The sequence below is a fragment of the Streptomyces sp. HUAS MS02 genome (assembly GCF_055702265.1).
In genome coordinates this window covers 6154797-6180247 of record NZ_CM146747.1, presented here as the reverse complement: position 1 = coordinate 6180247, position 25451 = coordinate 6154797, and the positions used below count along the sequence as shown (strand labels likewise).

At 69.3% G+C, this 25451-nt stretch carries 23 protein-coding genes, 1 tRNA gene and 1 pseudogene; 12 read left to right on the top strand and 13 right to left on the bottom strand.

The genetic code is table 11. The annotated features are described in order from the left end of the window. Positions 1-90: 90 nt before the first annotated feature. From ACZ9QC_RS26610 to glxA, 3 genes are all read left to right on the top strand, one after another. Positions 91-164 (top strand) — tRNA-Lys (locus ACZ9QC_RS26610). Positions 165-642: 478 nt separating this feature from the next. After that, complete coding sequence (locus tag ACZ9QC_RS26605; RefSeq protein ID WP_472915419.1) at positions 643-2637, top strand: glycosyltransferase family 2 protein; 1995 nt, start codon at positions 643-645, stop codon at positions 2635-2637. After that, on the top strand, positions 2634-4571 hold the full coding sequence (glxA, locus tag ACZ9QC_RS26600) for a radical copper oxidase GlxA (RefSeq protein ID WP_472915418.1): 1938 nt from the start codon (positions 2634-2636) through the stop codon (positions 4569-4571). Before ACZ9QC_RS26605 ends, glxA begins: the two co-directional genes overlap by 4 nt. Positions 4572-4700: 129 nt before the next feature. Here the strand turns inward: glxA and ACZ9QC_RS26595 are convergent, their stop codons facing one another. From ACZ9QC_RS26595 to ACZ9QC_RS26570, 6 genes are all read right to left on the bottom strand, one after another. Further along, entirely contained in the window at positions 4701-5732 is a 1032-nt protein-coding gene (locus ACZ9QC_RS26595) for a glycoside hydrolase family 6 protein (protein ID WP_472915417.1), read from the bottom strand. Between the two features lie 507 nt (positions 5733-6239). Continuing rightward, positions 6240-6974, bottom strand: a complete 735-nt coding sequence (locus ACZ9QC_RS26590; protein ID WP_472915416.1) for a class F sortase — start codon at positions 6972-6974, stop codon at positions 6240-6242. A 9-nt stretch (positions 6975-6983) separates the two neighbouring features. Next, positions 6984-7772, bottom strand: coding sequence for a hypothetical protein (locus ACZ9QC_RS26585; protein WP_472915415.1), 789 nt, complete (start codon positions 7770-7772; stop codon positions 6984-6986). Between the two features lie 221 nt (positions 7773-7993). Next, positions 7994-8773 carry an HAD-IIA family hydrolase gene (locus ACZ9QC_RS26580; protein ID WP_472915414.1) on the bottom strand — a complete coding sequence of 260 codons (780 nt, stop codon included), beginning with the start codon at positions 8771-8773 and terminating at the stop codon, positions 7994-7996. A gap of 259 nt (positions 8774-9032) precedes the next feature. Continuing rightward, positions 9033-9842 (bottom strand): cell wall protein, encoded by an 810-nt coding sequence (locus tag ACZ9QC_RS26575; protein ID WP_472915413.1) that lies wholly within the window; start codon positions 9840-9842, stop codon positions 9033-9035. 338 nt (positions 9843-10180) lie between these two features. Next, the gene (locus ACZ9QC_RS26570; RefSeq protein ID WP_472921816.1) at positions 10181-11503 is read right to left on the bottom strand and encodes an ROK family transcriptional regulator; all 1323 of its coding nucleotides are present in this window, start codon (positions 11501-11503) and stop codon (positions 10181-10183) included. Between the two features lie 119 nt (positions 11504-11622). Between ACZ9QC_RS26570 and ACZ9QC_RS26565 the strand changes: the two genes are divergently transcribed. After that, positions 11623-12708, top strand: coding sequence for a Gfo/Idh/MocA family oxidoreductase (locus ACZ9QC_RS26565; RefSeq protein ID WP_472915412.1), 1086 nt, complete (start codon positions 11623-11625; stop codon positions 12706-12708). Then, positions 12705-13178, top strand: coding sequence for a heme-degrading domain-containing protein (locus ACZ9QC_RS26560; RefSeq protein WP_472915411.1), 474 nt, complete (start codon positions 12705-12707; stop codon positions 13176-13178). The genes ACZ9QC_RS26565 and ACZ9QC_RS26560 overlap by 4 nt, the downstream gene beginning before the upstream one ends. A gap of 124 nt (positions 13179-13302) precedes the next feature. Here ACZ9QC_RS26560 and ACZ9QC_RS26555 read toward each other — a convergent pair whose 3' ends face one another. From ACZ9QC_RS26555 to ACZ9QC_RS26540, 4 genes and pseudogenes are all read right to left on the bottom strand, one after another. Then, on the bottom strand, positions 13303-14160 hold the full coding sequence (locus ACZ9QC_RS26555; protein WP_472915410.1) for a fumarylacetoacetate hydrolase family protein: 858 nt from the start codon (positions 14158-14160) through the stop codon (positions 13303-13305). Between the two features lie 341 nt (positions 14161-14501). Beyond that, positions 14502-15224: pseudogene (locus ACZ9QC_RS26550) on the bottom strand (YidC/Oxa1 family membrane protein insertase); the annotation flags it as partial. Positions 15225-15402: 178 nt separating this feature from the next. Then, positions 15403-15714: a DUF6412 domain-containing protein gene (locus ACZ9QC_RS26545; RefSeq protein ID WP_472915409.1), complete on the bottom strand. Its 312-nt coding sequence runs from the start codon at positions 15712-15714 to the stop codon at positions 15403-15405. 56 nt (positions 15715-15770) lie between these two features. Further along, positions 15771-16505, bottom strand: a complete 735-nt coding sequence (locus tag ACZ9QC_RS26540; RefSeq protein ID WP_472915408.1) for a class E sortase — start codon at positions 16503-16505, stop codon at positions 15771-15773. A 172-nt stretch (positions 16506-16677) separates the two neighbouring features. Between ACZ9QC_RS26540 and ACZ9QC_RS26535 the strand changes: the two genes are divergently transcribed. From ACZ9QC_RS26535 to ACZ9QC_RS26520, 4 genes are all read left to right on the top strand, one after another. Then, positions 16678-18240, top strand: coding sequence for a glycoside hydrolase (locus tag ACZ9QC_RS26535; protein WP_472915407.1), 1563 nt, complete (start codon positions 16678-16680; stop codon positions 18238-18240). 116 nt (positions 18241-18356) lie between these two features. Continuing rightward, complete coding sequence (locus ACZ9QC_RS26530) at positions 18357-19367, top strand: tetratricopeptide repeat protein (protein ID WP_472915406.1); 1011 nt, start codon at positions 18357-18359, stop codon at positions 19365-19367. Positions 19368-19874: 507 nt separating this feature from the next. Then, a complete protein-coding gene (locus tag ACZ9QC_RS26525) occupies positions 19875-20288 on the top strand; it encodes a very short patch repair endonuclease (RefSeq protein WP_472921815.1) in 414 nt (137 codons plus the stop codon). 805 nt (positions 20289-21093) lie between these two features. Next, entirely contained in the window at positions 21094-21906 is an 813-nt protein-coding gene (locus tag ACZ9QC_RS26520; protein WP_472915405.1) for a DUF6551 family protein, read from the top strand. A gap of 465 nt (positions 21907-22371) precedes the next feature. Here the strand turns inward: ACZ9QC_RS26520 and ACZ9QC_RS26515 are convergent, their stop codons facing one another. Beyond that, positions 22372-23046, bottom strand: coding sequence for an ATP-binding protein (locus ACZ9QC_RS26515; RefSeq protein ID WP_472915404.1), 675 nt, complete (start codon positions 23044-23046; stop codon positions 22372-22374). A gap of 200 nt (positions 23047-23246) precedes the next feature. Between ACZ9QC_RS26515 and ACZ9QC_RS26510 the strand changes: the two genes are divergently transcribed. From ACZ9QC_RS26510 to ACZ9QC_RS26500, 3 genes are read left to right on the top strand one after another with little or no spacing between them, the layout of a single operon-like run. Further along, complete coding sequence (locus tag ACZ9QC_RS26510) at positions 23247-24092, top strand: helix-turn-helix domain-containing protein (RefSeq protein ID WP_472915403.1); 846 nt, start codon at positions 23247-23249, stop codon at positions 24090-24092. Then, positions 24092-24286, top strand: a complete 195-nt coding sequence (locus ACZ9QC_RS26505; RefSeq protein WP_472915402.1) for a DUF397 domain-containing protein — start codon at positions 24092-24094, stop codon at positions 24284-24286. The genes ACZ9QC_RS26510 and ACZ9QC_RS26505 overlap by 1 nt, the downstream gene beginning before the upstream one ends. Before the next feature lie 48 nt (positions 24287-24334). Beyond that, a complete protein-coding gene (locus tag ACZ9QC_RS26500; RefSeq protein WP_472915401.1) occupies positions 24335-24616 on the top strand; it encodes a DUF4240 domain-containing protein in 282 nt (93 codons plus the stop codon). Here ACZ9QC_RS26500 and ACZ9QC_RS26495 read toward each other — a convergent pair. Further along, positions 24570-24929, bottom strand: coding sequence for a hypothetical protein (locus tag ACZ9QC_RS26495; protein ID WP_472915400.1), 360 nt, complete (start codon positions 24927-24929; stop codon positions 24570-24572). The genes ACZ9QC_RS26500 and ACZ9QC_RS26495 overlap by 47 nt on opposite strands. Further along, positions 24926-25405: a hypothetical protein gene (locus ACZ9QC_RS26490; RefSeq protein WP_472915399.1), complete on the bottom strand. Its 480-nt coding sequence runs from the start codon at positions 25403-25405 to the stop codon at positions 24926-24928. The genes ACZ9QC_RS26495 and ACZ9QC_RS26490 overlap by 4 nt, the downstream gene beginning before the upstream one ends. Between the last annotated feature and the right edge of the window lie 46 nt (positions 25406-25451).

The following is a 25451-nucleotide window of genomic DNA, read 5'->3' as shown; positions in this document are numbered from 1 at the left end:
CCAGGTCGAGGACTGAGCCCGCGGCACCTCGCCCGACCGGAGCGCGCGTGGTCGGGAGCACCCCCGTCCCTCCGGTAAAGTTCTTCCCGCGCGCCGCTAGCTCAGTTGGTTAGAGCAGCTGACTCTTAATCAGCGGGTCCGGGGTTCGAGTCCCTGGCGGCGCACCGACCGGAGAGGCCCTTCGCGAGCGAATCGCGAGGGGCCTCTCCGCATGTGCGCATCACCCCGGGCACTCCCCTCGCCCCCCTCGCACTCCCCTCCCACTCCCCACAGTTCCTCCACCAATACACCCATGTCCGCGTATGACCGGTAAACGCCGTGTTTCGCATCTTGCGATCAAGATGAGCACCATAGAACCCTGGGCCGTAAGAGACTGCGGATACATGACGGTTGGGGAGCCTTGGGCGGTTTGTGCCCCGGGGTGGGGATCTGGGGCCCTCGACGAGGTGCGCGCCGTACGCGCTCGGGCACAAAAGATGCCGAGGGGGCATCAATGCAACCGGATGGTCTTCGTCCCGTGTCTCCATGGTGTAGATCACATGGTGACGATGACCCACTGATGCGTCCGTAACGGTCGAGGGGGACCGATTCGGACGAAAAACCGACGAACACACACTCGATGTGTGTGCGGGGGGATGACTCATGACGTCGACGCCGACGGGCGCCCGGCACAACCACGACCCATCCGATACGACCCGGCTCAAGGTGCCGTCCCGCACCGGAGCCCTGCGCAAGCTCAGGAAGACCCTTCCGAGATACGACTACGAGCACTACAGCCGCCTCGCCGGCCCGCTCACCCAACCCGACCCGACCAAGCCGTACAAGGTGCAGTACCGGTCGCTGATCTCCCAGGAGCCGCACCGCCTCAGGGTCGCCCTGATGCTGGCCGCCGCGCCGCTGCTCTCCCTGGTCCTGCTGGCCTGGCTGCTGCAGCAGGAGCACTGGACCAAGCGCGACTACGTCGAGTACGAGTTCCTGCCCGCCCTCGACCTGGTCATGCTGATCTCGATCGGCCTGATCGAGTTCTTCCGCTGCATGAACGTGCTGTCGAACGCGCACGCCACCCTGGTCGCCCGCGACCCGATCCCGGTGGTGCCCGAGACCGGCACCAGAGTCGCCTTCCTCACCTCCTTCGTGCCCGGCAAGGAGCCGCTGGAGATGGTGACGAAGACCCTGGAGGCCGCGGTGCGGCTGCGCCACCGCGGACTGCTGCACGTCTGGCTGCTCGACGAGGGCGACGACCCGGACGTGAAGGCGGTCTGCGCGCGCCTGGGCGTGCACCACTTCTCCCGCAAGGGCATCGCGAAGTGGAACCAGCCCAAGGGGCCGCACCGCGCCAAGACCAAGCACGGCAACTACAACGCCTGGCTCGACGCGCACGGCGACGACTACGACTTCTTCGCCTCGGTCGACACCGACCACATCCCGCTGCCCAACTACCTGGAGCGGATGCTCGGTTTCTTCCGGGACCCGGACATCGGCTTCGTCATCGGCCCCCAGGTGTACGGCAACTACGACAACTTCGTCACCAAGGCCGCCGAGTCCCAGCAGTTCCTGTTCCACGCGCTGATCCAGCGCGCCGGCAACAAGTACGGGGCCCCCATGTTCGTCGGCACCTCCAACGCCGTACGGATCAAGGCGCTCAAGCAGATCGGCGGGCTGTACGACTCGATCACCGAGGACATGGCCACCGGTTTCGAGATCCACCGCCACAAGAACCCGGCGACGGGTCGCAAGTGGCGTTCCGTATACACCCCGGACGTCCTCGCGGTCGGTGAGGGGCCCAGCGCCTGGACGGACTTCTTCACCCAGCAGATGCGCTGGTCGCGCGGGACGTACGAGACGATCCTCAAGCAGTACTGGAAGGGCTGGTACTCGCTGCCGCCGACCAAGCTCTTCAACTACACGATGATGATCATCTTCTACCCGATGTCGGCGCTCAACTGGATTCTGGCGGCGCTGAGTTGCGCTCTGTTCCTGGGCCTCGGTGCCTCGGGCGTGAACATCGACCCGGTGGTGTGGCTGATGCTCTACGGCAACGCCTCCGCGCTCCAGATAGGCCTGTACGTCTGGAACCGCCGGCACAACGTCTCCCCGCACGAGCCGGAGGGCTCCGGCGGTGTGGCGGGCATGGTGATGTCCGCGCTGTCCGCGCCGCTCTACGCGAAGGCCCTGATCGACTCGGCGCTGCGGCGCAAGAGCAAGTTCGTGGTCACGCCCAAGGGGGACTCGGCGAGCCCGGACCGGTGGTTCGGCACCTTCCGGTACCACTGGTACTTCATCGTCATCTTCGGTGCCTCGATCGCCGCCGGGTTCGTCTTCGGCAACGCGCACCCCGCGATGATCATCTGGGCCACCTTCGCCATGATGATCACCGCCCTCCCCATCTTCGCCTGGCGCTACATGCTGCGCCAGGACCGGAAGAAGGCCGCTGCCGCGGCCGAACTGCAGGGGTCCATGGTGGCGCCGCCCGAGGCGGCTCCCACACCGTTCGCGCCACCCCGCGCACCGCACGCCCCACACGCGCCGCACGCTCCGCAGCACAAGCCGAGCTGGGCGGCGTCCGGGTCGGGCGGCGGGGGTAGCGACCAGACCATGCAGATCGCCCTGGGCGGACTTGGGGGACGTAAGGAATGAAGGACCGTGCAGGCCGCCGCCGCGCCCGTCGCCTCGCGATCGGCGCGGCGGTGGTCCTCGCGCTCGCCGGGATGAACGGGCCGTGGGTGTACCGCTTCAGTACCGAGAAGTACCACGAGTACAAGATCAGCAGACCCGAGTACAAGGCCGCCAACGGGCACTGGCAGATCGTGGAGTTCCCGGAGAAGTACCGGCAGAACACCATCCACGCCGCCCTGTTGCACACCGGCAAGATCCTGCTGATCGCCGGCTCGGGCAACGACGCGGAGAACTTCGACAAGAAGAAGTTCGACACCCGTGTCTGGGACCCGGTCAAGCAGACGATCAAGCGGGTGCCGACCCCGGCCGACCTGTTCTGCACGGGTCACACCCAGCTGTCCAACGGCAATCTGCTGATCGCGGGCGGCACCAAGCGCTACGAGAAGCTGAAGGGCGATGTCACCAAGGCCGGCGGCCTGATGATCATCCACAACGAGAACCCCGACAAGGGGATGAGCCTGAAGGCGGGCACCCGGTTCGTCGGCAAGGCGAACGGCAAGACCTTCGTCCTCAAGGACGACGTCGAGCTCAAGAAGGCCGTCAAGACCTTCGATCCGGACACCGGCAAGTTCACCGGCAACGAGCCGGGGATCGCCCGCGCCTACGTCGAGGCCGAGCGCAGCGGCAAGCGGTACGAGACGGGGACGGAGGACAACTACAAGGTCGTCGGCCTGAAGGGCGAGGACGCGCGGAACACGTACGGCATCGCGCAGAAGCTCGCCCTCGACAAGAAGGACTTCCAGGGGATCAAGGACGCCTACGAGTTCGATCCGGTCGCCGAGAAGTACATCAAGGTCGACCCGATGAACGAGGCCCGCTGGTACCCCACGCTGACGACCCTGTCGGACGGCACCGTGCTCTCGCTGTCCGGCCTCGACGAGATCGGACAGCTGGTCCCGGGCAAGAACGAGATCTACGACCCCGGGACGCAGAAGTGGACGTACACGAAGGAGGAACAGCAGTTCCCGACCTACCCGGCGATCTCCCTGATGCAGAACGGCAAGCTGTTCTACTCGGGCGCCAACGCGGGGTACGGGCCGGACGACATCGGGCGCGACCCCGGGATCTGGGATCTGAAAACCAACAAGTTCACCAAGGTCCCCGGCATGAGCGACAGCAAGCTGCTGGAGACCGCCGGGACCGTGCTGCTGCCCCCGGCGCAGGACGAGACGTACATGGTCATCGGCGGGGGCGGGGTCGGTGAGTCGGAGCGCTCCAGCAAGCGGACCCGGGTGATCGATCTGCTGGCCGACCGGCCGCGGTTCGTGGACGGGCCGCGGCTGGCGAAGGGCACGCGGTACCCGCAGGCCTCGATCCTGCCCGACGACACCGTCCTCATCTCCGGCGGCTCGGAGGACTATCGGGGGCGCGGCGACTCCAACATCCTCGAAGCGCGGCTGTACGACGCGCGGACGGGCCAGATGCGACGGGTCGCCGACCCCCTGGTGGGCCGGAACTACCACTCCGGGTCGATCCTGCTGCCGGACGGGCGGGTCGTGTTCTTCGGATCCGACTCCCTGTACGCCGACAAGGCCAACACCAAGCCGGGAGAGTTCGAACAGCGGATCGAGATCTATACGCCGCCGTACCTCTTCCAGGACGCCCGGCCGACCTTGACCGGGGGGCCCAAGACGGCCGCGCGGGGCGGGAAGGCGACGTTCGGCACGCGGCACGGGTCGTCGATCGAGTCGGCGCGGCTGATCCGGCCCAGCGCGTCGACGCATGTGACCGACGTGGACCAGAAGTCGATCGAGGTGGACTTCGAGGTGACCGGGGACGAGATCACGGTGACCGTGCCGAAGAACCGGAATCTGGTGCAGTCGGGCTGGTACATGCTGTTCGTGACGGATGACGCGGGGGTGCCGAGCGAGGCGCGCTGGGTGAAGGTGCCGTAGCGCTCCGCTGGGTTTCGCCGTTTTCGGGTGCGGGTGCGTGGGGGCTGGTCGCGCAGTTCCCCGCGCATTGAAAAGCACGGGCTGCAGCCCGTGCTTTTCGCTTTCAGGGGCGCGGGGAACTGCGCGAGGTCAGTCGGACGCCTTCGCCAGATCCAGCGCGTACTCCGGCCACCACTCGCCCGCCTTGGGCCCGCCCTTGCACTCCCCGTCCGACTCCCCGGGGCGCTTGACCCAGAGGTACGCGTCCACGAGAGGGTCCGCGGTCTTCGTCGTCGGGGTCTCCCCGAGCGCCCGCCCCGGCGGATTGCACCAGCGCTCGTCCTCGTCGCCCTCGTTCCAAGGACCGTTGCCGTTGCGGCTGGTGTCGATGACGAAGGGCTTGTCCCCGATCTTCGCGGAGAGTTGCCTGCCGTACTCGATGGAATCCTCGGTGGTGTAGAAGTTCGACACGTTGACGGCGAAGCCGTCGGCCTGTTCGACACCGGCCCACTTGAGGGGGTCGTAGATCTCCTCGGGGTCGCCCCAGCCGGCGTTGCCCGCGTCCAGATACACCTTCGTGTTCTTCAGCCCGCCCAGCGTCTCGATCGCGCCCTTCAGCAGGTCGTAACGCTCCTCGTGGAACTCCTGCGGCGTACAGCCGTCCACCACGTGGAGCACCGCGTCCGGCTCCAGCACGATCGTGGCCGGACGGTCCCCGATGCCCCGGGCCACGCCGTCGATCCACGCCCGGTACGCGTCGCCGTCGGCGGCGCCCCCGCCGGAGTACTGGCCGCAGTCGCGGTGCGGGATGTTGTAGAGGACGAGCACGGCGTCCCGGTCGGCCTCATCCGCGGCCACGGTGAAGCCCTTGGCCTCCCGCTCCGGGTTCTCCGGGCCGATCCACTCGCCGGTCGGCTGCTCGGCGATCCTGCGGATCAGCTTGGCGTCCTTGTCCTTGCCGGCCTTCTCATAGGCGGCGACCTGCGCCGCCGCGTTCCCCTCCGGGTTGACCCAGAACGGGTCCGTGCCGTTCGGCTGTTGGGTGATGCCGGAACCGGAGGCCCGGCCCTTCCCGCCGTCGCCGTCGTCCCCGTCGTCTCCCCCGGAGCAGCCGGCGAGCAGTAACGCGACCCCCATCACCGCCCCGCACGCCCGAACCCCGGCCCCCCTACCGCCGTACATCCAACTCCCCCTTGGGTGCAGCGTGTCGTAAGCCCCAATCCTGACATAAGTCCCGCCTCGCCCACGAGGTCATCACCATCCGCCCGGCGGCACCGCCGGGAACACACGCACCGGAACGCGCCCGCACGGCCGCCACCTGCCCCCATGACAGAGAGCAACGATCCTTAGACTTGGCGTCAAACAGCCTCTGACAGCCTCTAGCCGGTGGCGCCCCCACGCCCTAGAGTCGCAGTCGAACGGCCCCGGCCTCCGGCCCGTCACACCCTCCCGCGGGCTCCACGCCCCCAGACCTCCCGCGTCGGCGCCGGGTCACTCCCGCGACCCGAGCACCCGCGGTCGAGGACCGGCCCGGTCGGCGGCCCCGGGGGGAGCGGGTCGCCGACCGGGCCGGGAGCACGGCGTCTTCGCAGGTGCCGGGGTTGCGTACCACCGGGGGCTGTGCACTGATCGCTTTCCGGTCAAAGTCCCGCCTGTCAAGGCGCCGTGCCGGTCGAAGTACCGTGTCGGTCACGGCCCCGTTCCGCTGAGGTACGCGTTGACGACGACGTTCGCCGTGTAGGTGCGGCTCGCCTTGTCGAACGTGCCGCCGCAGGTGACGAGTCGGAGTTCGGCCCGCCCGGACTGCCGTACGCCGTAGGCCTGTCGGGCGTCGAACTCGTCGCGGCCGATGACCCGCACGTCGTCCACGGTGAACTCGGCCATCCGCCCGTCGCTGCGGGCCACCCGGATCTTCTCCCCGACGCGCAGCGCGCTCAGCTTGTAGAAGACGGCCGGCCGGGTCTCGGTGTCGACGTGCCCGACGAACAGCGCGGCCCCCGACGCTCCGGGCCGCGCGCCACCCGCGTACCAGCCGACGACGCCCGGCTGAGCGTACGACGGCGGCTCGACCGCCCCGTCCCGGTCGAGGCCGCGCGCCACGACCGGCGCCTGCACCCCCATCGAGGGGATGTCCAGCCGCTGCGGTCGCGCGCCTTTCAACGGCTCGGCGGCGGGCGGCAGTTCGGCCTGGGCGGGCCGTCCCACGGCGGCCACGTCCCCGGTGGTCGGCGCGGAGCCGCCCTGCCGTACGTCGGTGACCTCGCGGCCCCACAGCCACAGCCCGAGCAGCAGTACGGCCCACGCGACACCGGTGACGACCCGGCCGGTCCCGCCGCCGGACCCTCCGCCGAAACCGCGTTCGCCGACGCCGCCGTAGTCGTAGCCGTTGTCGTAGCCGCGGTCGGAATAGTCCCGTCCGGACACGACGGCCCCCTATTCCGTACGGCGGTCGCGGCCCCGGCGCGCACCACGCGCCACGACCGCCACCGCCGCGACCCCGGCGAGGACCAGGCCGACCACCGCGTGGCGGGCGCCGGGGCCGGTGTGCCGGGCGTCGTCCAAGGAGTTGGCCGGGTCGGCCGAGCCACGCGCGTCCACCGGGTCGGCCGCCGCGAGTTGGGCAGCCGCGCCGCCACCGCCCGCACGGACGGGGGCGATCGGGGAGGAGGGCGACGAGGGCTGCCGAGCGGCGGGGCGTTCACCGGCGGGCGGATCGCCGACGGGCCGCTCGGCCACCGGCGGTGCTTCGGTCGCGGTCGGCCCGGTCACGGGCGGCTTGATCCCGGACGGCTTCGTCGACGGGAGTGTGGTGCCGGTCGGGGGTCTGAGGCCCGGCGGGGGCCTGAGACCGGTCGTGGGCTTTCCTTCGCCGCCGACCTTGATCGTCCCCGCGACCTTGTCCTCCCTGCCGTCGCACGTGATCCGTACCGCGTAGGTGCCGGGGTCGAGCGAGGAGCGGACGCGGGTCTCCCCGGCAAGCGTGCCGGGGCTCCTGCCGGTGAGCTGGGTGAGCCGCGCGTCCGCGACGAACGCGGCCGAGACGGCCGTTCCGGTCTGCCCGCCGCAGCCCCCGGCCCGTACCTGGATGTCGGTGCCCGGGACCGGCGAGGCCGGCACCACCGAGACGTTCGCCGGGTCGGTCGCGTGGGCCGAGGGTGCCGACGCGGCGAGCGCCGCCGCGACCACCGTCCCGGCACAGAGAGTGACTCGCACTGAGCCCATGGTGAACCTCCAGACACCCCTGAGACTCCCCCGCCGGGTGCCGGGACGCATCCGGGGAGGCGCCCCGACTGCTCCGTACGGGTGTCAGGGGGTTTATCCGGGGCCGGGCACTCGGCGACCTCGCCGGGCGGGCGATCGGCCGACCGAACCCCCGGACTCCCGGACCCCCGGACTCCCGGACTCCCGGACTCCCGGACTCCCGGACTCCCGGACTCCCGGACTCAGAGACGGTCCACGAGGTCCGCGATCGAGTTCACGACCTTCGAGGGGCGGTAGGGGAACTTCTCGATCTGCTCGGGGGTGGTCAGACCGGTGAGGACGAGGAAGGTCTCCATCCCGGCCTCAATGCCCGCGAGGACGTCGGTGTCCATACGGTCGCCGATCATCGCGCTGGTCTCGGAGTGCGCGCCGATCGCGTTGAGCCCGGTGCGCATCATCAGCGGGTTCGGCTTGCCCGCGAAGTACGGCTTCTGCCCGGTCGCCTTGGTGATCAGCGCGGCCACGGCCCCCGTCGCGGGCAGCGGGCCCTCGGTGGAGGGGCCGGTCTCATCCGGGTTGGTGGCGATGAAACGGGCGCCGCCGTTGATCAGCCGGACCGCCTTCGTCATCGCCTCGAACGAGTACGTGCGGGTCTCGCCCAGGACGACGTAGTCGGGCTCGTGGTCGGTGAGGACGTACCCGATGTCGTGCAGGGCGGTCGTCAGCCCCGCCTCGCCGATGACGTACGCGGTGCCGCCGGGCCGCTGGTCGTCCAGGAACTGGGCGGTCGCCAGGGCGGAGGTCCAGATGTTCTCCACGGGCACGTCCAGGCCCATGCGGGAGAGGCGGGCGTGCAGGTCGCGTGGGGTGTAGATCGAGTTGTTGGTGAGCACCAGGAAGGGGCGGCCGGAGTCGCGGAGCTTCTTTATGAAGGCGTCGGCGCCGGGGATCGGCACGCCCTCATGGATGAGCACCCCGTCCATGTCGGTGAGCCACGACTCGATGGGCTTGCGCTCTGCCATGTGCGATCTCCTGCCGGCGTCTGTCGGTACCTGCCGTACGTCCGTACGTCCGTCCGTACATCCGCACGCCCGTACGTCCGTACGCCTGTGCATCCGTCGTCCGTACGTCCGGGTCCGCCCCAACCCTAGTGAGGCCTGGCCGAAAAGAGGAGGCCGATCTTGGCCGCTGAGACCGGGGTCGCTTCAGGTCAGCGGGGTGTGGGGGTCGGGGGCGCCATGCACGGGTGGACGTCGGCGGGCGGGTGTCGGTCTCGTGTCGTCAGCGCGCCCGTCTGCGGACCGTGGCCGTCAGCAGGCCGCCGGCGGCCAGGAGCAGGAGGCCGGTGACGTACGGGAGGGCCTCGCGCATGCCCGAGGCGGCCAGCTCGTCGGGGTACGGCCGCCGCTCGTCCGGTACGGCCGTCGTGCCGCCTCTCTCCTTCGCCGCCCCGCCGCTGTCCTGGCCGGCCTCCGTCCCGTCCTCGTCCTCCTCCTCGTCGGTGATCCGGAAGCGGTAGTCGTTCGACTCCCCCACCCACGTGCCGTCGTCGCCGCGCCGCTCGACGACGGCCGCGTTCGCCACGACCTCGTTCGGCGCGGTCGCGTCGGAGGTGAGGGAGAGGCGGACCTTGACGGCCAGAGTGCGGCCGGGCAGCACGGTGAAGCCGGTTCCGCCGCCGTTCCCGTCCCCGCCGAGAACGCCGACCAGTTCGTCCGCGTCGGTCCGTTCGAAGGTCACCGGCCGGGGGGTGGTGTCGTCGGCGTCGTCGTAGAACTCCAACTGCGGCTGGCTCCGCTTCAGCGTGCGCGCGGTGTCGGCCAGCACGACGACCGGGTGGATGTTGCCGCAGGTCCGGGAGGTGGTGTTGGTGAGCTCCACGGCCCAGGTGTGGAAGCCGCCGCCGGCGACGTAGGTGGTGGGGCCGCCGCGGATACGGGTCCGGATGGGGAAGGCGCCGCTGTCGTCACCGACGCAGCCGGTCCGCAGGGCGTCCGACGCGGGCGCGGGCACGGTGGCCGCCGCCGCGGGACCACTGACGAGCGCGGCTGCGGCGGCGAGGGCAAGGGTCAGGCACGTACACAGTCGCATGAACACATGACCATGCCACCCACCCGCCCCGACAAGCCCCGCCACGCCCCGGGGCCCCGGGATCAGACCCGAATATCCGCTCGATCAGCGGAGCGACCGGCTCACTTCAAGAACCGCGGGCCATCGATGGGGCAGAGAAAGCCGCGGGCCACTCTTCAGGCGCCGGCTGCGCACACCCCGGGTCGTTTTCAGGGGCGCGGGGAACTACGCGAGCAACCCCACACAACCCGCAGCCGCCCACCAACCGCCCCCCACGGCGCCCACGGCGCCCCGGCGCATCGGCCCCCACCCCCACCGCGCCCGGGCGCATCGCCCCCACCCCCTCACCGACTACCCCGTCACCCGTCCTCCCGCCCGAACAACGGCGCGAGCAGCAGCTGAGCCGCCCCCTCCGCAACCGCCGACACCCCGCCCCCGGCAACCCGCACCGGCACGGCCGGATCCTCTCCCTGCAACCGAGCCCACTCGTCGAGCACGAACCCGACCCCCCGCACGAACTCCTCCGGCTGAGCCTCGACCGTACGCCCGCCCAACAGCACGAGCTCGATGTCGAGGAGCCCCACGAGGTTGGCGGCCCCCGTCCCGAGCACCCGCGCCGCCTCCGCCACGTCCCCCCGCGCCACCGCCGCGAGGCACAGCGCCTCGACGCACCCCCGGTTCCCGCACTCGCACCTCGGCCCGTCCAGCTGAACGACCTGGTGCCCGAACTCCCCGGCCCTGGTCCGGGCCCCCCGGTGGACGGACCCGTTGATCACGAGTCCGGCACCCAGGCCCGTACCGAGATGGAGGTAGGCGAACGACCCGTGCGACCCCGCGGCCGCCGCGAGCCCCAGGGCCGCCGCGTTGGTGTCCTTGTCCACGACCACCGGCATCCCCAGCCGCCGCGCCAGCGCCGCCCGCAACGGAAACCCGTCCCACTCGGGAAACCCGGTGACCCGGTGCAAGACACCGTGCAGATGATCGAGGGGCCCGGGCAGAGCGACTCCGACACCGAGCACGGAGAGGAGAGGGGGACCATGAGGATCGGAGCCGGAAGCCACGTCGGCCACGGACGCGGCATCGGTGCCGGTGCCGCCCTCGAAACCGAAACCCAAACCGGAACCGGGACCGGAACCGGCGTCGGCGACGTCACCGCCCCGATAACCCCCAGCCCCCACCCTCCGCCCCTCACTCGCCTCCGCCAGCAAAGCCTCCACCTCACGCGCCGCGCCCTCGACCACGTTGTCCGCCCCGGCGCCCAGATACAGCGGCGCCTGTCGCAGCGCGACCACCGCCCCGGTCAGATCGCAGAGCACGGCCGTCAGCTCGTCGCGGTCGAGGTGGAGGCCGATCGCGTGCCCGGCGTCCGGCACGAGCCGCAGTACGGTGCGCGGCTTGCCACCGGTGGACGCCCGGTACCCCGCCTCCGTCGCCAACCCGTCCGCCCGCAACCGTGCGGTGATCTTGCTGACGGCCTGCGGAGTGAGCCCGGTCCGCTCCGCCAGCTCCAGCCGGCTTATCCCGGCCGCCCCCGCCCTGCGCAACAGATCCAGCACCAGCGCCCCGTTGTGACTGCGCAACGCGAGCAGGTTCACGCCCGCGACACCACCGGTCCGCCCGAGACCGCCCCCGTTGCCACCGCCATTACCGCCGCCGTTGCCGTTCTGCCGCCCTCGACCGATCCCGTCGCCGATCCCGTCGCCGACCCTGTCGCCGAACCCGTCACCGATCCCGTTGCCGTCCACACCCCCATTGTCCCTCGCGCTTGCACTTTGGCAACAGCGTTGCTTAAGTGGGTGGTATGACAGGCACCAGCACAGACAGGCCCCAGCGCGTCGCCCTCGTCGGCTACGGCCTCGCCGGCTCCGTCTTCCACGCCCCGCTGATCGCCGCGACGGACGGCCTGACCCTCGACACGGTCGTCACGTCGAACGCGGAGCGCCAGGCGCAGGCCCGCGCCGAGTTCCCGGACGTACGGCTCGCGGCCACGGCGGACGAGCTCTGGTCCCGGGCGGACGAGCTGGACCTGGTCGTCGTGGCCTCCCCCAACAAGACGCACGTCCCGATCGCCACCGCCGCCCTCGAGGCGGGCCTCGCGGTCGTCGTCGACAAGCCGGTGGCCGGTACGGCGGCCGAGGCGCGCGAGCTGGCCGCCCTCGCGGACGCGCGCGGCCTGTTGCTCTCCGTCTTCCAGAACCGCCGCTGGGACAACGACTTCCTGACCCTCCGCCGCCTCCTCTCCGACGGCGAACTGGGCGAGATCCGCCGCTTCGAGTCCCGCTTCGAACGCTGGCGCCCCCAACTGAAGGGCGGCTGGCGCGAGTCCGGCGATCCCACGGAGATCGGAGGTCTCCTCTACGACCTGGGCAGCCATGTCGTGGACCAGGCCCTCACCCTCTTCGGCCCCGCCACCCTGGTGTACGCGGAGTCCGACCTGCGCCGCCCCGGCGCCGAGACGGACGACGACACGTTCATCGCCGTGACGCACACGAACGGCGTCCGCTCCCACTTCTACGCCTCCGCCGTGACCCCCCAACTCGGCCCGCGCTTCCGCGTGCTGGGCTCCGAGGCGGGTTACGTCAAGTACGGCCTCGACCCCCAGGAGGCGGCCCTCCGCGAGGGCGAGCGCCCCACCCCCGGCGCCGCCTGGGGCCAGGAGCCCGAGGAGTTCTGGGGCCGCGTCGGCGCCGGCGACTCCCCGCTGACCGACGGCGGCCGCCCCGTCCCGACCCTCCCCGGCGACTACCCCGCGTACTACGCGGCCGTGGCCGCCGCGCTGCAGGGCACCGGCGAGAACCCGGTCACGGCGTACGAGGCCGCCGCCGCGCTCGACGTACTGGAGGCGGCCCGCAAGTCCGCGCGCGAGGGTGTGGCGGTGAAGCTGTGACGACCCACGAGACCCCGACCATCGAGGAACTGGAAGCACAGGAGCGCCAGTTGGTGCTCCCCCGCTTCACCCACGAGGACGCCTGGACCCTGGGCTCCCTGCTGGTGGAGCTGGCCCGCGAGCGGAACGCCCCCGTGGCCATCGACATCCGCCGCGGCCCCCAGCAGCTCTTCCACGCCGCCCTGCCCGGTTCGGCCGCGGACAACGACGCCTGGATCGACCGCAAACGCCGGGTCGTGGAGCGCTACGCGAACTCCTCCTACCTCGTCGGCGCCCGCTTCCGCGCCAAGGGCACGACCTTCGAGGAGTCCTCCCGCCTGGACCCGGACCAGTACGCCGCACACGGCGGCTCCTTCCCCCTGACGGTGGAGGGGACAGGCGTGATCGGCACGGTGACGGTCTCGGGCCTCCCCCAACTGGAGGACCACGCCATGGTGGTGGAGGCCCTGCAACGCTTCAAGAGCACCTGACAACCGCCGGGTCCACCCGCGCCCTCAGGGGCGCGGGGAACTGCGCGACAGGCCCCCACGCACCCGCAGCCGCCAACAAACAGCAGCCCCCCACCCCTTAGGCACCCGGCCCCGAGCGGAGCGCCTACGCGTTGCCGAACTCCTGCCGCTGCCGCCCCAGCCCGTCGATCTCCAGCTCCACGACGTCCCCGGCCCGCAGGAACGGCTTCGGCTCGGGCTCCCCCAGGGCCACCCCCGCCGGCGTCCCCGTGTTGATGACGTCCCCGGGATACAGCGTCATGAACTGGCTGACGTACCGCACGACTTCACCCACCGCGAAGATCTGCTCCCCGGTCGTGCCGTCCTGCTTCAGCTCCCCGTTGACCCACAGCCGGAGCCCCAGCTTCTGCGGGTCCGGTACCTCGTCGGCGGTGACCAGCCACGGCCCCAACGGGTTGAACGTCTCGCAGTTCTTGCCCTTGTCCCAGGTCCCGCCGCGCTCCAGCTGGAACTCCCGCTCGGACACGTCGTGCGAGACGGCGTACCCGGCGACATGCTCCAGCGCGGCCTCGCGCGACTCGACGTACCGGGCGGTCCGCCCGATGACGACGGCGAGCTCGACCTCCCAGTCGGTCTTCGTCGACCGGCGCGGCACGAGCACCGTGTCGTGCGGCCCGACGACCGTGTCCGCCGCCTTGAAGAAGATCACCGGCTCGGCGGGCGGCTCGGCCCCCGTCTCGCGCGCGTGGTCGTGGTAGTTCAGCCCGATGCAGACGATCTTGCCGATCCGGGCGACCGGCGGTCCGACGCGCAGCCCCGCCGCGTCCAGCACGGGCAGCGAACCGCTCTCGGCCGCCTCGCGGACCCGCCCGAGCGCCGCCTCGTCCGCGAGCAGCGCGCCGTCGATGTCCGGCACGATTTCCGAGAGGTCCCGCAGGACCCCCTCGGCGTCGAGCAGCGCGGGCCGCTCCGCGCCCGCCGTACCGACTCGTAGCAGCTTCATGGTCGCCAACTCCCTCGATCGTCCGCCGCCCGACCGATGGGTGCAGCCATCGGAGGACTGGTCGATCGTCCAAGGTCATGGTCCACTCCGCAAGACCCGCTTCACGGACTGGACCGCTCGCCCCGCGCCTCGGATCACTACCGCTTGGTAGCAGCCGCCGACCTACCCGGCCTCCCCGATGTCTTGGCAGCCCCCACCTTGGTGGTCTTTGCGACCCCGGCGGTCCTGGCGGTCTTGGCGGTCTTGGCGGTCTTGGCCGTCTTTGCGGCCCTGCCGGTCTTGGCGGCCGCCACCTCGGCCCCGGCCCCGGCGGCCCCGTCGTTCTCGGCCTCCGGCAACGGATACAGCACCGCCCGCTCCACCGCCGTCCACGTCGTGCTGGTCACCACGTACAACGCGGCCGCCAGCGGCACCACCGCCACGGTGACCAGCGTGAAGAAGGACAGGAACGGCATGAACTTGCTGACGGCCCCCATGCTCGCCGCCATCCCGGGCAGCTGCTCGTCGGACACGGCCGGCACCCCGGCCGTACCGGCGGCCATCATCCGCTTCGTACGCCGGAAGTTGAAGGCCGCGACCCCAGTGACGATCACGAACAGCCCGACGTAGACGAGCCCCTGCGCCCCGAACACACCGCCGTGGGCGAGCGCGTCGGCCCAGCGGTCGCCGAGCGGGGCGGCGAAGAGCCGGTGGGTGAGGAGGGCGTTGGTCTCGCCGCCGATCGTGGTGTTGGAGAACAGGTGGTAGAGCAGGAAGAAGGCCGGCAGCTGGCAGAGGCTCGGCAGGCAGCCGGAGAGCGGCGACACCTTCTCCTTCGTGTGCAGCTCCAGCAGTGCCTTCTGCAGCCTCTCGGGGTTCTTCGCGTGCTTCTTCCGCAGCTCCGCGATCTGCGGCTGCAACGCGATCCGCGCCCGCTGCCCCCGCGCCGCCGCCCGCGACAGGGGGTGCACGAGCAGTCGTACGAGCGCCGTGAACAGGACGATCGCGACGGCGGTCGCGGAGGCGTGGAACAGCGGCTGGAGCAGATCGGCGAGGTGCGCGACAAGGTCGGCGAATACGGACATGGGTGTGAGCCCTCCAGGGGTCTCGTCGTACCGGTGAGAAGTGGTCGGACGACCGGAAACGTGGTCGGACGACCGGACTCGGCGCGACGGCCCGCGTGCGGAGCACAGACCCACCTCAGCCAGGACAGCGGAGAGATGAGGCGAGGTGGGGTGGAGCAGATGTGGGTGCGGGTGTGCCCTACGCGGTGGCCGTCAGGAGGGCATGTCCGGGCGCGCGGGGGCGCGTACGCCCGCGTGCGTCGGGATCGCGTTGGGGCAGGAACGCCGTACGACGTTCACGGTCCCGGATGGCCGTTCGGACGCGCGTGCGGGGTACGACGGGCGCGCAGCGCGCGGCGATCAGCGCGCAGGCGGCGAACGCGGAGCCGGCCGCGGCGGTCGCGGCGAAGGCGACGGCGGCGGAGAGCGTGCCGGTGTCGAGGACGGCGACCTCGAAGAGGAGCAGCAGCAACATCGCGGCGGGGCGAAGACTGGCCCAGCTACGGATCACGGCTCCCCCTCTCAAAAAACTCTCGCAACTCTCGAACGACTCTCGCACACATGCTCTCATCTGAGGCGCACCGAGCGCAGCTTCCCCCAGACAACGAGCCGGTACGTGGAGGTGTACGCGGGCGTGCAGGTGGTGAGCGTGAGGTAGTGACCGGGCTCGCGATACCCGTACGACGGCCGCACGTCGCTGCGCGGGACGGGCCGCAGGACCCCGCCGTCGCCGGGCGCGGTCTGCGGGAGCGTGCTGTCGACGACGTACGTGTGGACGGCGTCCCGCGTCTCGACGCGCACCTCGTCACCGGTTTCGAGCCGGTCGAGGTGGCGGAAGGGCTCGCCGTGGGTGGTGCGGTGCCCGGCGAGGGCGAGGTTCCCGGGCCGCCCCGGCAGCGCGGTACCCGGGTAGTGCCCGACGAACCCCTTGTCGAGGACCTCCGCCCTCCCGACCCCTTCGGCGACGGGTGCCCGCAGATGGAGCCGTGGGATGACGAGCACGGCGTAGGCCCGAACGGCCCCCGACCCCACGCTGCCCGCGCCGCCCTTGTCGCCCTTGACGCTCCCCTCACCCCCGTCGCTCCCCTCTGCCCGTACCGCCCAGGCCCTCTCTGTCCGTGCCTCCTGCGCCCACGCGCGCTCCAGCGCGGCCACCTCCCGGGCCGCCCCTTCCTGGGCCTGCCGGTTGGTCCACCACAACTGATGGGCGACGAAGAGGAGGAGCACAAGCCCGAGGGTGACGGCGCACTCCGCGGCGACCCAGAGCAGGCGGGCCCGGCCCGACAGCGACCGGCCTTTCATCTCCCCTTCTCACAACCCTTGGAAGAAACCGAAGAAAGCGCTGTCAGACCTCTCGACAACCTCACCACTCACCCCTGACTCTTCCGATGTCCCCACTCAGCAGTCCGGAAGGCGACGGATCCCCGCCCGTCCTCCTTCCCTCTCCTCGGCACCCGCACCCCCCGGAGCTGACATGACCGCATCCCCCGACCCCACGAACGACCGACAGAGACCGACGGCGGAGTCCCCGACACCCGACAGGACCGTGGGGAACGCGCCCTCCTTCGGCCGCAGAGCACTCCTGGCGGCGGCCGGCGGCGCGGTCGTCGGCACGGCCCTCGGCACGGGCACGGCGAGCGCGGACGCGACGATCGCCATCAACCCGGCCACGAAGTACGGCACTTGGGAGGGCTGGGGCACCTCCCTCGCCTGGTGGGCCAATGTGTTCGGCGCCCGGGACGACTTCGCCGACCTGTGGTTCACCACGAAGACGACGACGTACAACGGCACGGCGCTGCCCGGCCTGGGCATGAACATCGCCCGCTACAACCTCGGCGCGTGCAGCTGGAACACGGTGGAGGGCTCGACCATGGTCGAGTCACCGAACATCCCCGCCTTCAAGCAGATCGAGGGCTTCTGGCAGGACTGGACCAACGAGGACCCGGCGTCCTCGGCCTGGAACTGGAACGCGGACGGCAACCAGCGCGCGGCCCTGACGAAGGCGGTGGCGCGCGGCGCGACCACCGAACTCTTCGCGAACTCCCCGATGTGGTGGATGTGCCTGAACCACAACCCCTCGGGCGCCTCCGGCGGCGGCAACAACCTCCAGTCCTGGAACTACCGCCAGCACGCCTCCCACCTGGCGGCGACGGCCCTGCGCGCCAAGAACAACTGGGGCGTGAACTTCGCGACGGTCGACCCCTTCAACGAGCCGGCGTCGTCGTGGTGGACGGCGACCGGCACCCAGGAGGGCTGCCACATGGACCCGGCGGTCCAGGCCGCCGTACTCCCCCACATGCGCAGCGAGCTGGACAAGCGGGGCCTGACGAACATCCGTATCGCCGCCTCCGACGAGACGAACTACGACACGGCCCGCTCGACGTGGAGCTCCTTCAACGCCTCCACGAAGTCCCTGGTCAGCCAGGTGAACGTGCACGGCTACCAGGGCGCGAACGGCCGCCGGGACCTCCTCTACACGGACGTGGTGACGACGTCCGGCAAGAAGCTGTGGAACTCGGAGACGGGCGACAGCGACGGCTCGGGCTGGACCCTCGCCCGCAACCTCTGTTACGACTTCCGCTGGCTGCACCCCACGGCCTGGGTCTACTGGCAGGTGATGGACCCGACGGCGGGCTGGGGCATGATCAAGTACGACGCGAACACGCTCCAGCCGGGCGCAATCGAGACGAAGTACTACGTGATGGCGCAGTTCAGCCGCCACATCCGCCCGGGCATGACGATCCTGGACACGGGCTCCAGCTACACGGCGGCGGCGTACGACGCGGCGGCGCGGCGCCTGGTGATCGTGGCGATCAACACCGCGACCACGGCCCAGACCTTCACTTTCAACCTCTCGAACTTCACGGCGGTGACCGGCGGCACGAACGGCCTGGTCCCCCGCTGGAACACCCACACCTCAGGCGGCTCCGACCGCTACCGCGCGTACTCGGACACGTTCCTGAACGGCAAGTCGGTGGCGGTCCCGTTCGCGGCGGGCGCGGTGCAGACGCTGCAGATCGACGGGGTGACGATCTAGCGGGGTGGGGGTGGGAGCGTGCGCGCCCCGGCGGTGGCGCCCTCCCACCTCCCCGCCTCCACCCGCACCTCGCCTCCGCCCCCTTTCCGTCCCCCATCGGCAGTACGGTGTCGTCCATGCGCCCCGACACGCCTGCCGAGAACGTCGACCACACCGCCGAAGCGGCACGCCTGGAGCGGACCGCCGACCTCTACCCGGAGGACGCCGAGCACCTGCTGCTGCAGGCAGCGGCCCACCGGGAACTGGCCGGCGACCGCCCCACCGCGACAGCCCTCTACGACCGCCTGCTGTCGTCGTCCGCCCCTCTCGACAACCCCCACCTGGTACGCGCCCTCAAGGCCTCCAACCTCTGGGAGTACGGCCACGAGGCCGAGGCCCGCGCGATCATCGACGGAGTCCGCGCGGCCGCTCCGCGCGACCCGGCTCCGTGGGTGATCGTCGCCGAGGCCCTGGAGGCCCACGACGAACTCGAAGCGGCCCAGGACACCTTCACCGCAGCCGTGACCCTCCTCCTGACGGACGTGGAGGAGCCCCCGTACGCCACGCGCCCCCTCCTCTTCGGCCGTCACAGGGTCCGCCGCATGCTGGGCGCGACGCACGACAACTGGGACGCCGTGGCGGACACCCTCCACTCGTCCTCGATCTCCCTGGACGAACTCCACGACCCGAAACGCGTCTGGTCCCTGGGCTCGGACAACCCGGCGGAACTCCAGGCCGAGATCTCCCGCCTACGAGCGGAGCTGGGCGCGTACCGGGAGGCCCTCTCCCGCCCGTTCCCGGTGGCGGTCCTGCACTGGCCGACGGCCGAGCTGTCGGAACTCGTCTCGGCCTACCCCGGCCTGACCGCCGAGTACCCGTCCCACGAGGAACACCTGGCGACGATAGAGGCCTCCCTACGGGAGCTGTCGGTCTCCGGCACCCCGAACCTGGGCATCGTGACGGGCACGGTCCCGTCGTACGAGGCGTTCGCGGCATCGGAGAGCTCGTCCCCGGACGACGTGACCCTGCTGCCGCAGTACGCGACGACGCTGGCGGCGCGGGGGCTGGCGATCTCCTGGCCCCCACAGAGGGGAACCGAGTGCTGGTGCGGCTCGACCCGGCCGTACGAAACGTGCCACGGGGCGTAGCCGTTGGGGCACGGGCCGCACCCCATCCACTCCCTGTGAGCCGCTAAGCAAACCCGGCGTGCTTGCGAAATGCGACCGCGCCACGCACCCCCGCCCAACAGCCCAGCCAGCCTCCACCTGAACTCGGCCGGGCCCCCACTTTCCCGGGCCGCTCGCTCGCTTCTCTCCCAGTGATTCCGCGGCCCGGGTCAAGGGTGGCCCGCAGGGCCATCGCCGAAGGCGACGCGCAGCGCCCTTGAGGCGGGCCGCGGAATCACGACACTGCGAGGAAGCGAGTGGCCCTAGGGTGCCCAAGGCGACGCCGGTTCCCCTGGAGGGTACGACGAGGGTCGCCAAGACCCGATGCGATCGGCCCCGCCCCTGTGATGGAATCGAAGCGCAGCCGTAGTCCAACGGCTCGACTGATCGGGCCCTGCGGACTCGCAGTTCGACCGGTCCGAGCCAAGATCGTGAGGCGCAGCCGCCTTGAGCACCATGAAGCCGTTGTCGCCGGCCGTCTCGGCACGCATGAGCAGGCAAGCCAGCAAAGACACCGCCGCCGAGCTGGCGGTCCGTCGTCTGCTCCACGCCGGCGGGTTGCGCTACCGCGTCGAATACCCCGTGCCTGGCATGGCCCGACGCCGGATCGACGTGGCCTTCCCGTCGGTCAAACTGGCCGTCCTGATCGACGGCTGCTTCTGGCACGGCTGCCCTGAACACGCGACGCAGCCGAAGTCGAACGCAGAGTGGTGGCGCCAGAAGCTGGACCGGAACATGGCTCGTGACGCGGAGACGACCGAGCACCTCGTCGCCGCCGGGTGGGAGGTCATGCGGTTCTGGGAGCATGAGGCTCCCGATGCGGTGGCTGTGAGCATCGCGGCGGCGGTGCAGCGGCGACGTGCGGTCGTGGGAGAAGACCGATCCAAACACGGAACTCAGTGAGTGGGCTGACGAGGTCGACGTGTGCTGCGGAAACAGGCAACTCGGCCTCGGGCTGGAACGATCGCCCTTCAGTGAACTGAATCCAACTTCGTGGCAGCCCTGAGTACAGGCATGATCACCCCGACTGGTGGGGGAACCCAGATCCCATTCCTGCGCCACGGTAGTACCCCGACGAGCTGCGTGACCGTGTTGCGAGCGAGGACCAGACCTGAGCCAGTCCGGTCGTGCACGTCGCGCGGGATCCGAGTGTCCATAAACGGCCTTACGGCAGTGAGCCCCCGCGCCGAGGGCGGACCAAGGTGACCGACCCGACCTGCTCACCAGGGCTGAGAAGGGTGAACTCGCGCCACTGCCAAAGAAGACGCCGGACCGAGGTCGGTCGTCGACAGCTCCTACGAAGACCGCACACTCGATGCCAACGCGGCCCTTGCTTCCCACCTGCCGAGGCGGCGCCGCTCAATACGCACGCCGGCACCCCTCTTGAGCCTCGCACCGACCGAAGGCCTCTTGCGTACGCGCAACTCCACGTCGGACGAGCCTATGGAGATGTGTTTACACCATCGCCAGCAGTCGGTGCGAAGCACAGCGTCAGCCAACTCGGCTTGTAGACCTCGCGCTTACGCGGAGCGGCTACTTCTCTACGACTGTGCCGCCATCGACAGGACGCAGCTACACCTCGTCAACTTCGCACACTGGGAAGCAACTTGCGGAACAAGCGATCATATGATTTCCTGCGTCTCGCGCTGTATCCCAAAATCCCGGCTTTGCCGAACTTCCCCCTAACGCAGCGCTGAAGGGCACAGCTATGCCTAAGGCTCGGTACACCTTCGAACTCCCTGAGCACAGGGTCGAGTACGGGGTCGAGGTTTCGATAAAGGACCTCAACATCGACCCACAAGCGCAGCGCACTCTCAACGAGAGGCGCGCTCAGAACATCGCCGACAACATGGTCCGCGAAGCCATCGGCTCAGTGATCGTGTCAGAGCGCACAGACGGCGACCTCTACATCGTCGACGGACAGCACCGTTGGCGGGCCTGTGCGCTGGCAGGGCTCCCGACCATCATGGCCGAGGTCCATCATGGACTGACGCAGGCTGAAGAAGCGATCCTGTTCTTGATCAAAAATCGGGAGTCCCACAAGCCCCGCCCCATCGACGAGTACCACGTGGGCTTGACCGGTGGTGTCCCGCTTTTCGTCGACACCGACAGGATTCTGAAGAAGCACGAACTCGCTCTCGGCTCGACATCGACCAACGGCGTCGGTGCGGTTTCCGGCGCCCTTCAGATCGTCGACCGCTATGGAGCCTCCGTCTTCGATCGCACGCTGACGGTCGCGGAGGAAGCCTGGGGACGTTCTGCGGAGACCTGGGATGGCATGCTCCTCGGCGGTATCGGCATGTTTCTTGGCCGATGGGGCGACCTCGTCGACGACAAGGAACTCGGTAGGAAGATCCTTGCAATGGGCACTGCAGCCAAGTGGCGCTCGGAGATCCTCAGCCAGTCCTCTCGCGGCGGATTCAACAACAGTGGCACGGGGTCCCGGATATCCACCGCCTACCGACTCGTTGCGAACGCCTGGAACAAGGGCCGCAAGGCAGAAAACCGCATCGAGGCATAGTAATTGGACGACAAGCCAGCACCTTCTCCAACTGAGCCGGGGCGATCAATCACCGGCCCGACCTGAGCGCAGACCACCCTGGGGCATACATTCGTACTCGATCACCAGCGCTGTGCGGATGGGACAGCGCTGTGTGCGTCATTCCGGGAATCGTATGGTCGAGTCACCTCGCGCACGCGCGAGGTGACTCGCGATCCAGCAAGAGTGCTCTTACCGGTTCTCGCCTGTGCGCCTGCGGGGCGCCCTCAGCATAGACGTCGTCTGCCTGGCGCTTACTGTGGCCCTAGGGGTCAAGAAGATCAGCGGGCCGCGTCACCACTATGGAAAAGCAGCGCGGTTTCTCGGATTCTCTCTGACGTGCAAGGATGCGCAGCCTGCCCGATAGCAGCGAATGAGTCGATGCCACTCCTACCGGAACTCATGACTCCCCCGCGAATCCATGGCGGGGGAGTCATGACACATCGGTCAGGAAAGCGGAGCACCCTTGCTCAGCATCCCGGCGTCGTAACGCCTCTGGGCCCCATCAAGTGCGGCGTCAGCATCACATCCATGAACTCGCAGCCAGTGCAGCAGGTCGGCGATGAGAGATCTAACCAAGTCCTCGGCGACACCCCTGAACAGTGGACCTGACCTGAACGACTGCGACAGTCTTCCAGTCCCGTACAGCCCGAGGATGGCCTCTGATCTGCTGACGGGCAGACCTCCCGTATGGCCGCTGGCGGAGGCCAACCCGGTCGCCAGCTCGCACCATGTCGTCTTCCAGTCCGCGTAAGGCTGGACGCCCCACCGCACTGCGATGGCATCGACCAGCGCCATGCCTCGACCGCTCTCACGCTCGCTGTCACCGTCGGCAACGTTGAGGAGCGTTGGCAGCGTGCGCGCGTCGGGGTCACGGACTTCAATTCGTAGACGTGTTCCGTTCATGGAGACTGCGAGGGTGGTGGGAGTGCCAGCACCCACGTGGTTGATGACATTGGACACCAGCTCGCTGACACAGAGTTGGGCAGGCTCAATGACCTCGTGGAGACCCCAGAGGCCCAAGTGGAGCCGCATGAGCCGACGGAGAGCCGCCACCTCCTGAGGCTCGGCCACGAAGCGGAGACTCCAAGGCTTCCTCAGCACTCCCGCGATGCAGTCCATCTTCCACTCCTCCAGTTGCCACAGGTGGCACTCTGCATTCTTCTGCACACAGAGAGTTGCATTGGAACTCCCAAAATGGAACTCTCATTTCTGGCTGCCGGGAGCACGCGCGTTCATCGCACGCCCCCGGCGCGCATCGCGTTGCGAAGCCAGGCACGGAAGCCCCAGGATCTGACGGTTCACATTGAAAGGCCCAGAGCATGGCAGTTGGCCCCACCACCCGCAGACGCCAGTTGGGCGCCGACCTACGCCGCCTACGCGAGCTCAAAGGGCTCACCCTTGAGGAGGCGGGAGCGCGCGTCGGCATCTCCAAGGCAACCCTGAGCCGCTATGAAACCAAGGAGGGCGCGGTCAAGTGGCCTACTGTGGACGCCCTTTGCCGCGAGTACGACACGCCCGAAGGGGAGCGTCTCGCACTGATCGAGCTCGCCAAGGCGGCCAAGATTCAAGGCTGGTGGCGATCCCTGGCCGATCCCATCCCTGATTCCATGAACCTCATGCTCACCCTGGAGAACGAGGTTCTTCGGGAAGATCACTACGCCTGCATGTTCATTCCGGGCCTGCTCCAGACACGGGACTATGCCGAGGCTGTTCATCGCGCCTCGGAGAAGCAGTGCCCAGAGCGGGAGGTACAACACATGGTCGACATTCGCATGAAGAGACAGGAGCTCCTCCAGCGAGAAGATCCTCCGCACATCTGGTGCGTGATCGACGAAGCCACAGTCCGACGGGCCGTTGGCGGACCCAAGGTCATGGGCGACCAACTTCGCCACCTGCTGGGCATGGCAGAGCTTCCGCACATCACCATTCAAGTGCTGCCATTCTCAACGGGAGCCCATGCACCGGCCGTTGGCAGCTTCCTCATCCTGGCCGGTCAGACTCCCGACCTCGATGTCGTCTACGTGGACCTGATCGGCGGCGGCCTCTTCATGGAAAAGCCGCAGGAACTGGAGCGGTATAGGTTGGCGTTCCAGTACCTCAAGGCCCAAGCCCTCGATCTTGAGTCCTCAACACAGCTGATCCACCGCATAAGCCGGGAGTCGTGATGCCGATACGGTCCGAGCGCCAGTGGTTCAAGTCCTCCTACAGCGGAGGGAGCGGGACCGAGTGCGTGGAGACCGCCTTCGGGCCAGGTGGTGCGGCCGTACGGGACAGCAAGGACCTGAGCATGCCGTGGCTGGGGTTTAGCGACAGAGCCTGGATTGAGTTCGTCACCGCTCTTCAGGAAGCCCGTCTCTGAAGCCTTCAGGGAGCCTCTTGTCAGTGGTGTCCATCATGCTCCTCCGGCATGGATGAGGACATGTTCTGGCAGTTCATCGACGAGTGCCACCCGGCGGGGCCCGACCCTGATGCCGAGGGCCTTGCGGACGCGTTGGTGGATCGGCTTGTGCGTGAGCCGGTTTCGGTCGTGGTGGGGTTCGCGGAGCAGTTGGCGTGGGCTCTCTATCGGCTGGATCGGAAGGAGTTCGGAGACGGACTCTCCGGCGACGGCTTTCCCTATCATCTGGGCGGAGCCGTCAGGGTCAGCGTCGGTCCGTGGCTCTCGGGTGCCCGGTGCCGGCGAAGGTGATCCAGCACGTGTCGTTCGCTGTGTCCAGGAGGTACCAGACGCGGCCTCCGCCGGTCACCTCGATCTGCCACTGCTCGCAGGTCTGTCCTCGATGGGTGCCGTGTGCCAAGGCGCCCTTGAGTCGATGGTGCCGGGGTGTCTCGATGGTCGGCCTCGGGGTGGTGCGCATGGTGATCCACGCGCGGTAGGTGTTCTCGCGGGCCTGCTGGGCGAGGCTCTCCCAGCCCTTGGCCGAAGCCGCGTCCGCGAAGCGGACTTCCCAGTGTCCGTGGGGCGCCGGTGGGGCGGCGCGGTCTCCGCGGCCCCCGGTCATGCGATGTTCCTGGGGTCGGGTACCGGGCCGTAGTCCTCGGAGTGGTGCCGGGTCAGCGCGGCCAGGAGTTCCGGGTCGGAGTAGACCTCCGCGGTGTGCTGCCAGGCGATGAGCAACTGGGCGACGGAGGCGCTATTGCCGACCGAGTCGGCGGCCCGCATGGTGTCGACCAGTTCGACGGCGAAGGCGTGGAGATCGGGCTCGGGCAGGAAACGGACCCAGGGGAACGCCTCCGGCAGTATGTCGAGGAGCAGTTCCATGCTGCCGGGCTCCCGGCGAGCCATCGCAGCCAGCATGCGAGTGGCCGCGGAGACCACCGTCTGGTCCTGCTCCGCCCTCGCCGCGGTGGTGAGGACCAGATCTTCCCCGTCCCGGCGGTGCAGTAGCAGTCTCGGCGATTCCTGTAGCCGAGCGAGTGTCTGCTTGTTCTTGTTCACCAGCTCGGAGAAGTTCACGGCGGCGCTCTCGGTACCCATGACTTTGAAATTACTTCGAAATTGGTACGCCCGCCATCACTCGGAG